The following is a 12,085-nucleotide window of genomic DNA, read 5'->3' as shown; positions in this document are numbered from 1 at the left end:
CCCGGGCTGATCCGCGGATCGGCCGATCCGCTCAGCCTCCGAAGAGCTTCACCGGGTTGAACACATCGGCGAGCAGCAGCACGGCTCCCATGACGATGAGCAGCGTGGCGACGACGACGGTCAGCGGCACGAGCTTGGTGGCGTCGACCGGCGCAGGAGGAGGGCGACGGAAGAGCTTCGCCCAGGCGCGACGGATGCCGTCCCACAGGGCGACGACGACGTGACCTCCGTCGAGCGGCAGCAACGGGATCAGGTTGAACACGAACAGAGCCACGTTCAGCGAGCCGAGGAGGCTCAGCAGAATGGAGAAGCGATTGAGGATCGGCGCGTCCGTGGCTGCGACTTCGCCGGCGATGCGACCGACGCCCACGACGCTCAGCGGTCCGTTCGGATCCCGCTCGCTTCCCGTCACCAGAGACACGCCGGTCTCCCAGATGCGGACGGGGAGGGTCAGGATCATCGACCCGACGCGCGCGACGGTGTCGCCGGCCATCTGCGGGCCCGCTGACAAGGGCTGCTGCACGAAGCCCATCTGAGCGCCCATGCCGACGTAGCCGACGTCCTTGACAACCGGCTGGCCGTCGTCCCCGATGATCGGCTGGCCGCTCGCATCCGTGATGGTGCGCTCAGCCTCGATCGGCGTGATGCTCAGGGTCTTCTCCGCGCCGTCGCGGAGGACGACGAGGTCGAGAGTCTCGCCCGGAGCCGCCTGCACGATCGCAGTCGCCTCCGCGAAGGTCGACACCGGCTGGCCCCCCACGGACACCAGCACGTCGCGAGGCTTGATCCCCGCCTCCGCCGCGGGCGTCGCCGGGTCATCGGCCGAGCACTCCGTCGCTGTGGACCCGGCCGGGAGCACGCACTCGCTGACCGATGCGATGGTCGTGGTCCCCTGCTGGACGCCGATACCCGACACCAGGACGGTGAAGATCACGACCGCGAGGAGGAGGTTCATCAGCGGGCCGCCGAGCATCACGACGACGCGCTTCCACACGGGCAGGCGATAGAAGACGCGATCCTCGGCGCCATCCGCGATCGTCTCATCGTTCGCCGAGCGTGCGTCCTGCACGAGCGCCCGGAAGACGCCCTTCGCGGGTCCCGATGCGCTGGATGCCGGATACATCCCCGACATCGAGATGAAGCCGCCCAGCGGCAGGAGCTTGAAGCCGTACTCCGTCTCACCGATGCGCTTGGACCAGAGCCTCGGCCCGAAGCCGATCATGTACTGGCCGACACGAACGCCGAACAGCTTCGCGGGCAGGAGGTGGCCGACCTCGTGCAGGCCGATCGAGAGGCCGAGGCCGATCAGCATGAACACGATGCCACCCAGATAGAGCAGTGCTTCCACTCCCCCAAGCTAGTGCTCGCAGCCTAGGAATAAGCCCCACGCCGCGGCCGGGCCCGCCGAGCACGCCCAGTAGGCTTGTCGGGTGACCTCCCGCCAGCTGCGACTCCTGCGCGCGGCTTCGGCATCGGCGGTCGCCACTCTCCTCGCGGCGACGTCCCACACGGTCGCCGGCGGCCCAGCGCCGCATCCGCTGCTGGTCATCGCGGTCATGACGCTCGTCGTCCCGATCGCCTCTCTGGTCATCGGCGGGCGCGCCTCACTGCTTCGAGTCGCGGCGACCGTGCTGGTCAGCCAGGCAGCCTTCCACGTCGTGTTCCAGCTGCTGGGCACTCCGACCGGGACCACCGTGCTCTCCGGACACCAGCATCATCTGGATCTCTCCACCCTCGGCCCGATGGCTGCGGCGACCGCCCCCGACCTGCTCATGGTCATCGGTCACCTCTGCGCCGCGGTGATCACGATCGTGTTCGTCTGGCATGGCGAATCGATGGTGCGTGCGGTCGCCGGCTGGGTGAAGGCGCGGCTGCGCCGCGCGGCCACCGCGTTCCGCGCGAGTCACCGGCTTCCGGCCCCTCCCGTCGTCGCGCTCCCGCTGCTGGTGGATCGCGCCCTGTCCACCTCCCTGTCACGTCGAGGACCGCCGGCGATCGCCTGATCACCCGTCGCCTCATCGAGGCGTTTCCTCACCCCGCGGATGCCGCGCTCTTCTCTGCGCGCCCGCACGACAGCAATCAGGAGTTCCACCATGCGTTCCACCACCCGTCGCAACACCACTCGCCGCAACCTCGCCACCGGACTCATCGGAGGCGCGGTGCTCGCCCTCGCGATCCCCGCGATGGCCAGTGCACACGTCAGCGTCAGCCCCGACGAGCTCACCGCGGGAGACCACGGCGTACTCACCTTCTCGTTCGCCCACGGCTGTGACAACTCACCGACCACCTCGCTCAAGGTGACGATGCCCGAGGGACTCGCCTCTGTCGCTCCCACCATGGACAGCGACTGGACGATCGACATCGAGAAGGGCGACGACGGCCTCGTCAGCGCCGTGACCTACACCGCCGTGACGCCGGTGCCGAACGAGCTGCGCGGCGCCGTCAGCATGTCGGTAGGGCTCGACGAGAAGACCCCGGAATCGCTCGCGTTCCCCGTGATCCAGACCTGCGTCGAAGGCAGCACCGAATGGACGCAGCTCGCGGAGGACGGCGAGGACCCGCACAGCCTCGACACGCCCGCTCCCGTGGTCGAGGTCGCCGCCGCGGCCGCAGACGGCCACGGCGAGCACGACTCTGCGGACGACGCCGATCCCACTGCCGCCGATGAGTCCGGGGCTTCGAACACGCTCGGCACGGCACTCGGCGCAGGCGGCCTCGTCGCGGGCGTCGCCGCGCTCGTCGTCTCCGTGCTCGCCTACCGCCGCAAGGCGTGACATCCTGGCGCGTCTCCTCGGCTCGATGGGGCCGAGGAGACGTGCCGCACCCCGTGATCTCTCCGGAGCCGTGCGATCATGGATGCGACATGTCGATTGAACAACAACCGAGCCTGCCTCCCGTGCTCCGCCCCGCGAACCCGCCCCGGCGCGAGCTGTCCGAACTCGCCTCTCGATTCGCGCGCGACGTCCGCGGGGAGGTGAGCGGTGTCACCCTGTCGGGGGTCACTCTCGCCACCGCCGACCTCCGCCCCGGCGAGGCCTTCGTCGCGATCCGAGGCGTGAACCGCCACGGCGCCGAATTCGCGATCACCGCCGCCGAGAAGGGCGCCGTCGCGATCATCACAGACGAGGCAGGCGCCGAGATCGCGGAGCCCGCGGGCCTGCCCGTACTCGTCGTCGATGACCCGCGCGCGGTTCTCGGCGCGTTGAGCGCCTGGGTCTACGGCACCGGAGCAGGCGAGCCTCTCCCGCTGCTGTTCGCGACCACCGGGACGAACGGCAAGACCAGCGTGTCTCACCTGCTCGAGGGCATCCTCGACCAGCTCGGCGTCGTCACCGGACTCTCTTCGACAGCCGAGCGGCACATCGCCGGAGAGGTCATCGTCTCGAGACTCACCACCCCCGAGGCATCCGAGATGCACGCTCTGCTCGCGCTGATGCGCGAGCGCGACGTCGAGGCCGTGGCCGTCGAGGTCAGCGCGCAGGCGCTCTCGCGTCACCGCGTCGACGGCATCCGCTTCGATGTGGCCGGATTCACGAACCTCAGCCACGACCACCTCGACGACTACGCCGACATGGAGGAGTACTTCGAGGCGAAGCTCCCGCTCTTCCGCCCCGACCGCGCGACGCGTGGTGTGGTCTGCCTCGACTCCGCCAACGGCGCGATCGTGGTGGAGCGCGCGGAGATCCCGGTCGTCACCGTCGGGACGCCGTCCATCGCGGCCGACCCCGCTGCCGCCGCGAACGCCGACTGGGTCGTCGAGATCGACGACGAGCGCGCGTCAGGAACCACCTTCACGCTGACGGGTCCTGCCGGATCCCTCACGACCACCGTTCCGGTGATCGGCCCTCACATGGCTGCCAACGCCGCTCTGGCGATCGTGATGCTGCTCGAGGGCGGCTACGAGTGGGACCGTATCGTCGCAGCCCTCGAGCGCGACGGCGGCATCGACGCCCACCTGCCCGGTCGCACCCAGCTCGTGTCCGGCGACACGGGCCCCGTCGTCTTCGTCGACTTCGGGCACTCCCCCGACGCCTTCGAGAAGACCCTCGCGGCCGTGCGCCGCGTCACCCCGGGCAAAGTGCTGATGCTGTTCGGCGCAGACGGCGACCGCGACGCCAGCAAGCGCTACGACATGGCTCGCACAGCCGTCGAGGGCAGCGACATCCTCGTCGTCACAGACCACCACCCTCGCTTCGAGGACGCGGAATCGATCAGGGCCACTCTGGTCGCCGGCGCCCGCCGAGCACGCCCGGACGCAGAGATCCACGAGTACTCGCCGCCCGAGGCGGCCATCGTCGCCGCCGTCGGCCTCGTCGGCGAGGGCGACTCGATCCTGTGGGCCGGCCCCGGACATCAGGACTACCGCGACATCCGCGGAGTGCGCACTCCGTATTCGGCGCGCGAACTCGCTCGCCGCGCTCTGCGCGCTGCAGGATGGCCGGTGCCGGACTCGCGCTGGCCCGTGCCCTACCCCGACGAAGACTGATGCGATCGACGGCCGCAGCGATCCGCTGCGGCCGTCGTCGCGTCAGGCCTTCGCGATCAGCTGATCGGCCTTGCGGCGAGCCCAGTCCTCGGCCTCCGCCAGCGACTCGACGGTCAGGGTCTGCGGCGGCTCATGGGCGTCGACCACCCGTGCGATCGTGTCGACGATCCCGAGGAACGGCAGCCGTCCTTCGTGGAACGCATCGACCGCCTGTTCGTTCGCCGCGTTGTAGACGGCGGGGAACGTGGCTCCCGCGCGTCCGACGGCCTTGGCGAGGTCGACGGACGGAAAGGCGTCGTCGTCGAGCGGCTCGAACGTCCAGGAGGTCGCCTGCGTCCAGTCGAGCGGGCGCCCGACGCCGCCGATGCGGTTCGGCCAGTCGAGTCCGAGCGAGATGGGCAGACGCATGTCGGGTGGAGACGCCTGGGCGATCGTCGATCCGTCGATGAATTCGACCATCGAGTGCACGATCGACTGCGGATGAACGACCACCTCGATGTCGTCGTAGGCGACGTCGAACAACAGGTGGGCCTCGATGACCTCGAGCCCCTTGTTCACGAGGGTGGCGGAGTTCGTGGTGACCATCCGGCCCATGTCCCAGGTGGGGTGGGCGAGGGCCTGCTGCGGGGTCACCTCGGCCATCTCGTCACGCGAACATCCGCGGAACGGTCCGCCGGATGCCGTGACGACGAGACGTCGCACCTCGGCGTGGGTTCCGCTGCGCAGCGCCTGCGCGATCGCGGAGTGCTCCGAGTCGACGGGGACGATCTGATCGGGGGCCGCAGCCGCGAGAACGAGCTCGCCGCCGACGATGAGCGACTCCTTGTTCGCGAGAGCGAGAGTCCGCCCCGCCTTCAGCGCCGCGAGAGTGGATCCGAGCCCGATGGATCCGGTGATCGCGTTGAGCACGACATCGGCATCGACGTCCCGCACCAGCTGCTCGGCCTCGGCGGCGCCGAGCGCCGTGCTCTCGACCTGGAACGCCTGCGCCTGCTCAGCCAGCATCTCCGCGTTCGAACCGGCGGCGAGGCCGACGAGTTCGAATCGACGGGGATTGGCGCGGATGACGTCGAGCGCCTGCGTGCCGATGGAACCTGTGGAGCCGAGGACGATGATGCGACGCATGCCGCCAGCCTATGGCAAGCCCTCGGCCCCTCAGCCCTTACGGGGCCTGCTCGATGGGCGTGGTCGCGAGGATGTCGACGACGAAGACCAGGGTCTCGTTCTGCAGCTCGTTGCCCTCGGATGCACCGTAGCCGTCCTTCGGGGGCATCGCGACGACGACCTGGGATCCGACCTGCTGGCCTTCGAGCGCCATCTTGAAGCCGGTCACGACGCCGCTCGTCTGGAACTGCGAGGGCTCTGCGTCGCGGCTCCAGCTCGAGTCGAACTCGGTGCCGTCCGACCATTTGACTCCGCGATACTGCACGGTGACCAGGTCACCGGCGCCGACGACGGCTCCGTCACCCTGCTTGAGGACGGCGACCTCGGTCTCGGTGGGGGCTTCGGAGTCCGGGATGGTGATCGTGGGAGAGCCCGCGTCGTCGAGCTCGACGGTGGGCATGCCCTCGGTCGCATCGACATCCGAGCCGGAAGCGGTCTTCGGGAGCTGCTCGATGGTCTCGACGTAGAGAACGCTCGGGTTCATGCCCTCCTGTGCGGCCGGCAGCGTCAGCACGATGCTCGAGCCGATCGGGAGGCACTCCGCGGCGACGGTGAAGACGGTCGACTGGGTGGGGTCGACGATCTGCTGCGGCTGCTGCACCGCGAGAAGTGCGGAAAGCACGCCGTCGGGGCCGCGCTCCGACGTGCTGAGCACCTCGTTGGTCGTGGCGTCCACGAGCTGGTACCGAAGCGAGACGAGATCGCCGGGCATGACGTCGTCGCCGTCGCCCTCGACCACGACGGAGCGCTGGGCTTCGGCGAGATCGGCATCTGCGGGAACAGTGACCTTCGCGTCGGCTCCGGTGCCCTCGACGGACACGGCGTCGGAACCTGCGCCCGAGGCGAGGTCAGCGAGGCAGGAGCTCTGCGCCGACGGATCGGGCGTTCCCGTCGACTCGGGCGCCGCATCGCCGGCGCAACCGGCCAGCAGCAGGGTCGCCGCAGCGACGGTGGACAGAACGATGAGCGGACGCTTGCGCACAGTAAGACCTCAGGATCGCGGGCGGGACACCCCATCATCCCCCATACCTCTTTGTCGATGCTGGGAGGCGCGCTCTGGCGCTTCATTCCCACCAAGGCATGGATCCGGGGGTAATCTGCTCTGATGACGTCAGAGCAGTCCGTGGAGCCCGAATCCTCGCCCGCAGAGACTGAGAAGCCTCGTCACGCCGGCTTCGCCTATGCGCTCGGACGCAGCCTCATCACTCCGCTCGCACGCACGATCTACCGACCGCGAATCGAGGGCAGGGAGAACGTGCCGAAGGACGGCCCCGTCATCTTCGCGAGCAATCACCTGTCCTTCATCGACTCGATCGCGATTCCGGTCGCGGCGCCGCGCCCTGTGCACTTCCTCGCGAAGTCGAGCTACTTCGAAGGCCCGGGGCTCAAAGGCTGGTTCAGCAAGACCTTCTTCGAATCCATCGGGGCGATCTCGGTGCGCCGCGGCGCAGGCAAGGCCGCTCTCGACGCACTCGACGTGCAACGACAGCTGCTCGACGAGGGGCTCGCCGTCGCCCTCTACCCCGAGGGAACGCGCTCGACCGACGGACGTCTGTACAAGGGCCGCACGGGGGTCGCCTTCCTCGCGCTGCAGACCGGCGCCCCAGTGGTCCCCGTCGGACTGATCGGAACCGACAAGGTGATGCCGGTCGGCGCCAAGGTGCCGACTCTCAAGGAGCGCATCACCGTGAGGTTCGGTCAGCCGCTGGACCTCTCCCCTCACGGCCCGGCGACGAGCGGTCGCGCACGTCGGCTCGCGACCGACGAGATCATGGCGGCGATACACGCCCTGTCCGGGCAGGAACTCGCCGACGCGTACAACGAGGCTCCGGCTCAGGGCACGATCGAGAAGATCAAGCAGGCACTCCCGCACGAGCGCCGCTGAGGCCCTGAACCTCCGGATCAGCCGGAACAGGCGGTCGCGCGGCGTCGTCGCCGATCATCCGATCGAGGCCCGCATCCTGGCGAGGGATCATTCTTCAGCGCGGACCCTCGCTTCGTGACGCACCGGGAAGTTCATGGAGTTCGCGATGAAGCACCACGCGTTGGCCTGTGCGTGTGCACGCTCGGCGGCGTCGATCATGGACGCATCCGCGACCACGACCTCGGGCCGCAGCATCACCTCGACGAAGGCACCGCCACCGGCGCCGTCCTCGCGCATCACGCCCGAGGCGGTGTCGCGGTAGGAGACGACCACCACGCCGGCGGTGACGCAGGCGTGCAGATACGAGAGCAGATGACACTCGGAGAGCGAGGCAAGCAGGAGGTCCTCGGGATTCCAGCGCGAGGGATCACCGCGGAACGGCTTGTCGGCGGATGCCAGGACGTCCGGCTTGCCCGCCACCTCGAGCGTGACGTCGCGGCGGTAGTCGCGATAACCGCTGGTCCCCGTGCCGGAGTTCCCGGTCCAGGTCGAGGTGAGTGTGTAGCGATGCTCGCCGAGAGGCGCGGAACGATCTGCCATGCCGACAGTCTGCCAGCCGCATCGAACCCCGGGAACCGCGCCGCCCTGGCACAGCCCCATGCCGAACCGACGATATCCTGGGGAGGTGCTGGAGACTCTCACCGTTCAGGATGCCGTAGAACTCGCCGTTGTCGAACGGAGCGGGTTCGTCGAATCCCGCCACGCGGGAGCGGCGGTGGTCCTCTCCCCCGACGGCGACGTGATCGCGCGTCACGGCAATGCGGATGCCTTGATCCTGCCCCGATCGAGCCTCAAGCCGCTCCAGGCTGTGGCGTGCATCACGGCCGGCGCCTCTCTCGAAGGCGAGCAGCTCGCCATGTCGACCGCGAGCCACAGCGGCACGGACCGGCATGCATCCGTGGTGCGCGATGTGCTCACCGAGGGCGGACTCACCGAAGACCACCTCGCCTGCCCGCCGGCTTGGCCCGGAGACACGTCCGCTCGCGACGAGCTGGTGCGCGAGCACGGGGCACAGACCCGGATCCGCATGAACTGCTCCGGAAAGCACGCGGCGATGCTGCGCGCCTGCGTCGCGACGGGCTGGCCCACCGACGGGTACCTCGATCCTGCGCATCCGCTTCAGGCGCACATCCGAGACGTCATCGAGCGCCTGACGGGCGAGAAGGTCGCACACACGGCGATCGACGGATGCGGCGCTCCGGTGTATGCGCTCACCTTGACGGGCCTCGCCCGGTCGATCCATCGGATCGGGACGGCCTCCGACCGCTCCCCCTTCGCTCTGCACCGTGTCGCGGGCTCGCTGGTGCGCGCCGTCCGCGAACACCCCTGGACGATCGACGGTCCGGGTCGCCCTGACACGATCGCCATCGAGACGCTCGGTGTGTTCGCGAAGGGCGGCGCTGAGGGCGTCATGGTCATGGTCGCTCCGAACGGCACCACTGTCGCCCTGAAGATGCTCGACGGCGGTGCCCGCGCCTCCACGATCGTCGCTGCAACCCTCCTCGCACGAGCAGGCGGGCTGACCGACGCCGACGTCGCGACGCTCGGTGCCGCGCTCTCGCTCGAGGTGCTCGGCGGGGGCGAGGAGGTCGGCGTCATCCGCCCCGGCAGCGGGATCTGACGCCGCATAACCGGCAGGCGCGTGCTTCGTCCCCGGGTGCGCCCGACAGTCGTCCTGTGAGCCGAGGTCACCGCCGGTCCGCAAGCGCCGGAATCACCACGCGTCGCGGCGCAGAATCTCCTGACAGCGACCAGGCGCGTCCGGCGTGCGGCTTCGCGTAGGGCGGGATCTCACGGACACCAGCCAGTTGCCGCAGGTCCGTTGCGCTCTCGGCTCTCACGAGCACCTCGCCCTCGCTGCGAATCCGCTGCCACAGGGCCCAGTGACGCTGCCACGCGTCCGACTCTCCGATCAGGATCATCGGACGACCGGAGTCGGGAAGTGCGGGCGCCTCGCCCGAGAGCGACACGACATCGCACTCGGGGTACGCCCGAGCCACGACCTCGGCGACCACCGAGGAAGCCGGTGTGACGAGCGCGGTCGCCGCTGACCGTGGATTCCAGGCGAGCCGCTCGGCCGACTGAGGAACCCCAAGAACCCCCGTCGAGCGGAGCCGTTCCTCGGGAACCCACACGATCTGCACCTCACGATCCCCCAGCCGCAGGCGGCCGGGTGGGCGATCGCGGTCGTATCCGTCGGAATCGCCGCCGGCCGCAAGGTGATCGATTCGGCTCGGCATGCGCAGCAGGCCGCGCCTCGGCAGCGAATCGAGCAGCCTGCCCACCTGCCCTGCAGCCCGCGTCGCCGTCACCACGAAGGTGGTACCCGTGCCGTTGCGCAGGATCTGCTCCCACAGCTGGGCGAGGTGCTGGCCGTATTCGATCGGCAGCTCGTTGATCTGGGCATCGATGTCGTCGCACAGCACGAGTCCCGACCTCGGCGCGCCTCCCGACGCGAGCGAGAGGACCGCGTCCCAGGCCAGCTCCGGATCACGAGACACCCATAGCGAATCCGAGTGCTGCCTCGCCAGCGCACGCAGAGCCGAGGTGCGACCGGAACCGGGAGCGCCGATCAGCGCGATGCCGCGATCCGACCCCACGGAGAGAACCTCGAGCGGCTGACGCTGGTGATCTGGGTCGTCGGCGCGCCCCAAGACCAGGTCCCCATGCCCCCTCTCCGCACGACTCAGCTCGGCGAGCGGAAGGACCGACGGCAGCGCAGGAAGCCACGGGCTCTGAGGAGCCTCCGCCCCGGCCCAGGCCATCGAGACGGCCCGGAGGTCTGCGGCGCCGGTGAGCGCGACCCTCAACGGCACCGGTTCGGTGTCCTGTGGGCGACGCGCGAGAGCGAGCCCCCTGGACTCCACGCCACCGGGCAGATCGGCCGCCGCATCCGTGCCGATCACCGCGCGACTGTCAGCGGCCTCACCGACGCGCAGACTCAGTCGAAGCGGACAGTTCGCTGCGAGAGCATCGCGAATCACTCCGGATGCGCGCTGAGTTCCGAGAATGAGGTGCATGCCGAGCGCTCTGCCGCGAGCTGCGATGTCCGTGAACACGACACCGAGGTCGGTGTGCTCCTGCAGCAGTGCGGCGAACTCGTCGACGACGATCACCAGCCGCGGCATTCCGACCTCTCGGATGTCGCGTGCCCCGGCTGCCGCGAGGACGGTCTCGCGGCGTCGCAGCTCCGCCGTCAGACTCGATACGCCGCGCCGGGCACCGTGCTCGTCGAGGTCGGTGATCACCGCCGCGACCTGCGGGAGGATCCGCAGAGGCTCGAAGGCGGTCCCGCCCTTGAAGTCCGCGAGCACGAAGATCACGCGCTCCGGACCGTGTGCGCTTGCGATGGCCGTCACCCAGGACACCAGGAGCTCGCTCTTCCCGCTGCCGGTGGTTCCCGTGACGATGGCATGAGGCCCGTCATCGACGATGTCGAGGATCAGATCATCACGCTCACCCCGACCTATCGCGGCCGGCAGCCCGGTCTGCGACACCGGTTGGACGAGATCTTCGAGCCGTACCCCGGCGGGCAACACGTCGAGCTCCTCGGCGGCGTCGGTGCGAGACTCGGCCACCACGACCGTCTGCGCGTGGGAGAGGCACTCGGCTGCGACCTCGACGATGCCCTCGGGGGTGCGGACGGTCGCGCGGTGCGGCTCGACGACATCGATCACCGTGGTGATCCCCTCCGGTATTTCGTCGCCGCGCGCGAGCAGCCAGATCGTCGCCTCCGTCGTCAGTCTCGTATCACCGACCCGAGCCATGCCCAGGCGGAACGACCCGCGGCGCGCGGCCCGGGCGTGAGGGAAGCCCGACACGCCCCATTCTTCGAGGTGATCCCCGATGAGCGTGAGTTGGGCGGTCCCGAACCGCAGACACATCTGCACTATCACTGCTCGTGCGGCGGCTTCGACGATCGGACGAGCCCCGCGCAGCGCGACGCCGCTGCCGAGAGGCACGGCGATCGGCACGTTCTCGAGCCGCCCGCATCTCGAGCGGAACTCGCGCTCACGCTCCCCGTCTCCTCCCATCGCTCTCACTCCGCTTCGCGCCGTCCCGCTGCCCACGACGATCTCGGTGCCGGCTTCGGGCGCGTCGAGCCCACGCAGCGGGGACTGGACCAGACACGATGCAGCGTCGGGTCGCCGGTGCCAGTGGATCTGACGCTCATCATCGTGAAGCTGTGCGAGAAGGGCTTCAGCCGATGACCAGGCCTCGGCGCTCTCCGCCTCCGCGAGGCGGTGCGCCCTGCGTCGGGATCGCGCACCGTCTATCAGCGACGCGACGATCATCAGCGGTCCGAGCGCCGCGAAGCACAAGGAGAACAGCGAGCCGGTCACGAGCCAGAGGACCACGCCGGCGACCACCGGCACGAGTGCAGCGACGAACGGTGTCGGCGGTCGGCGCGGCGGTGCGGGTTCAGCAGGGATCGCGATCGGAAGGGAGTCCATGCCGCTCAGTGGACATCACCGGAGGCATGTGAAGGTCGTACTCCACAGCCGAGGAGA

At 69.3% G+C, this 12,085-nt stretch carries 10 protein-coding genes; 5 read left to right on the top strand and 5 right to left on the bottom strand.

Translation table 11 applies throughout. The features are described 5' to 3' along the window. Window positions 1–31: 31 nt before the first annotated feature. Complete coding sequence (locus MRBLWH13_RS04780; RefSeq protein WP_341957150.1) at window positions 32–1,348, bottom strand: site-2 protease family protein; 1,317 nt, start codon at window positions 1,346–1,348, stop codon at window positions 32–34. Between the two features lie 82 nt (window positions 1,349–1,430). Here MRBLWH13_RS04780 and MRBLWH13_RS04775 point away from each other — a divergent pair, with 82 nt between their 5' ends. From MRBLWH13_RS04775 to MRBLWH13_RS04765, 3 genes are all read left to right on the top strand, one after another. Continuing rightward, the gene (locus tag MRBLWH13_RS04775; RefSeq protein WP_341957149.1) at window positions 1,431–2,003 is read left to right on the top strand and encodes a hypothetical protein; all 573 of its coding nucleotides are present in this window, start codon (window positions 1,431–1,433) and stop codon (window positions 2,001–2,003) included. Window positions 2,004–2,093: 90 nt separating this feature from the next. After that, window positions 2,094–2,774 carry a YcnI family protein gene (locus MRBLWH13_RS04770; RefSeq protein WP_341957148.1) on the top strand — a complete coding sequence of 227 codons (681 nt, stop codon included), beginning with the start codon at window positions 2,094–2,096 and terminating at the stop codon, window positions 2,772–2,774. An 89-nt stretch (window positions 2,775–2,863) separates the two neighbouring features. Beyond that, the gene (locus MRBLWH13_RS04765) at window positions 2,864–4,486 is read left to right on the top strand and encodes a UDP-N-acetylmuramoyl-L-alanyl-D-glutamate--2,6-diaminopimelate ligase (RefSeq protein WP_341957147.1); all 1,623 of its coding nucleotides are present in this window, start codon (window positions 2,864–2,866) and stop codon (window positions 4,484–4,486) included. Window positions 4,487–4,528: 42 nt separating this feature from the next. Here the strand turns inward: MRBLWH13_RS04765 and dxr are convergent, their stop codons facing one another. Then, the gene (dxr, locus tag MRBLWH13_RS04760) at window positions 4,529–5,611 is read right to left on the bottom strand and encodes a 1-deoxy-D-xylulose-5-phosphate reductoisomerase (protein ID WP_341957146.1); all 1,083 of its coding nucleotides are present in this window, start codon (window positions 5,609–5,611) and stop codon (window positions 4,529–4,531) included. 37 nt (window positions 5,612–5,648) lie between these two features. Next, window positions 5,649–6,632, bottom strand: a complete 984-nt coding sequence (locus tag MRBLWH13_RS04755; RefSeq protein WP_341957145.1) for an FKBP-type peptidyl-prolyl cis-trans isomerase — start codon at window positions 6,630–6,632, stop codon at window positions 5,649–5,651. Window positions 6,633–6,755: 123 nt separating this feature from the next. Here MRBLWH13_RS04755 and MRBLWH13_RS04750 point away from each other — a divergent pair, with 123 nt between their 5' ends. Next, on the top strand, window positions 6,756–7,535 hold the full coding sequence (locus MRBLWH13_RS04750; RefSeq protein ID WP_056509287.1) for a lysophospholipid acyltransferase family protein: 780 nt from the start codon (window positions 6,756–6,758) through the stop codon (window positions 7,533–7,535). Window positions 7,536–7,622: 87 nt separating this feature from the next. Here the strand turns inward: MRBLWH13_RS04750 and MRBLWH13_RS04745 are convergent, their stop codons facing one another. Then, window positions 7,623–8,114, bottom strand: coding sequence for an OsmC family protein (locus MRBLWH13_RS04745; RefSeq protein ID WP_341957144.1), 492 nt, complete (start codon window positions 8,112–8,114; stop codon window positions 7,623–7,625). Between the two features lie 85 nt (window positions 8,115–8,199). Here MRBLWH13_RS04745 and MRBLWH13_RS04740 point away from each other — a divergent pair, with 85 nt between their 5' ends. After that, complete coding sequence (locus MRBLWH13_RS04740; RefSeq protein ID WP_056509284.1) at window positions 8,200–9,195, top strand: asparaginase; 996 nt, start codon at window positions 8,200–8,202, stop codon at window positions 9,193–9,195. A 67-nt stretch (window positions 9,196–9,262) separates the two neighbouring features. On the opposite strand, the gene MRBLWH13_RS04735 is transcribed toward MRBLWH13_RS04740, so the two are convergent. Then, complete coding sequence (locus tag MRBLWH13_RS04735; protein ID WP_341957143.1) at window positions 9,263–12,028, bottom strand: FtsK/SpoIIIE domain-containing protein; 2,766 nt, start codon at window positions 12,026–12,028, stop codon at window positions 9,263–9,265. Between the last annotated feature and the right edge of the window lie 57 nt (window positions 12,029–12,085).

The sequence above is a fragment of the Microbacterium sp. LWH13-1.2 genome (genome assembly GCF_038397735.1).
Lineage (GTDB): Bacteria > Actinomycetota > Actinomycetes > Actinomycetales > Microbacteriaceae > Microbacterium.
The sequence above is the reverse complement of the archived record's forward strand: the minus strand, read 5'-3'. Positions and strand labels throughout refer to the sequence as shown.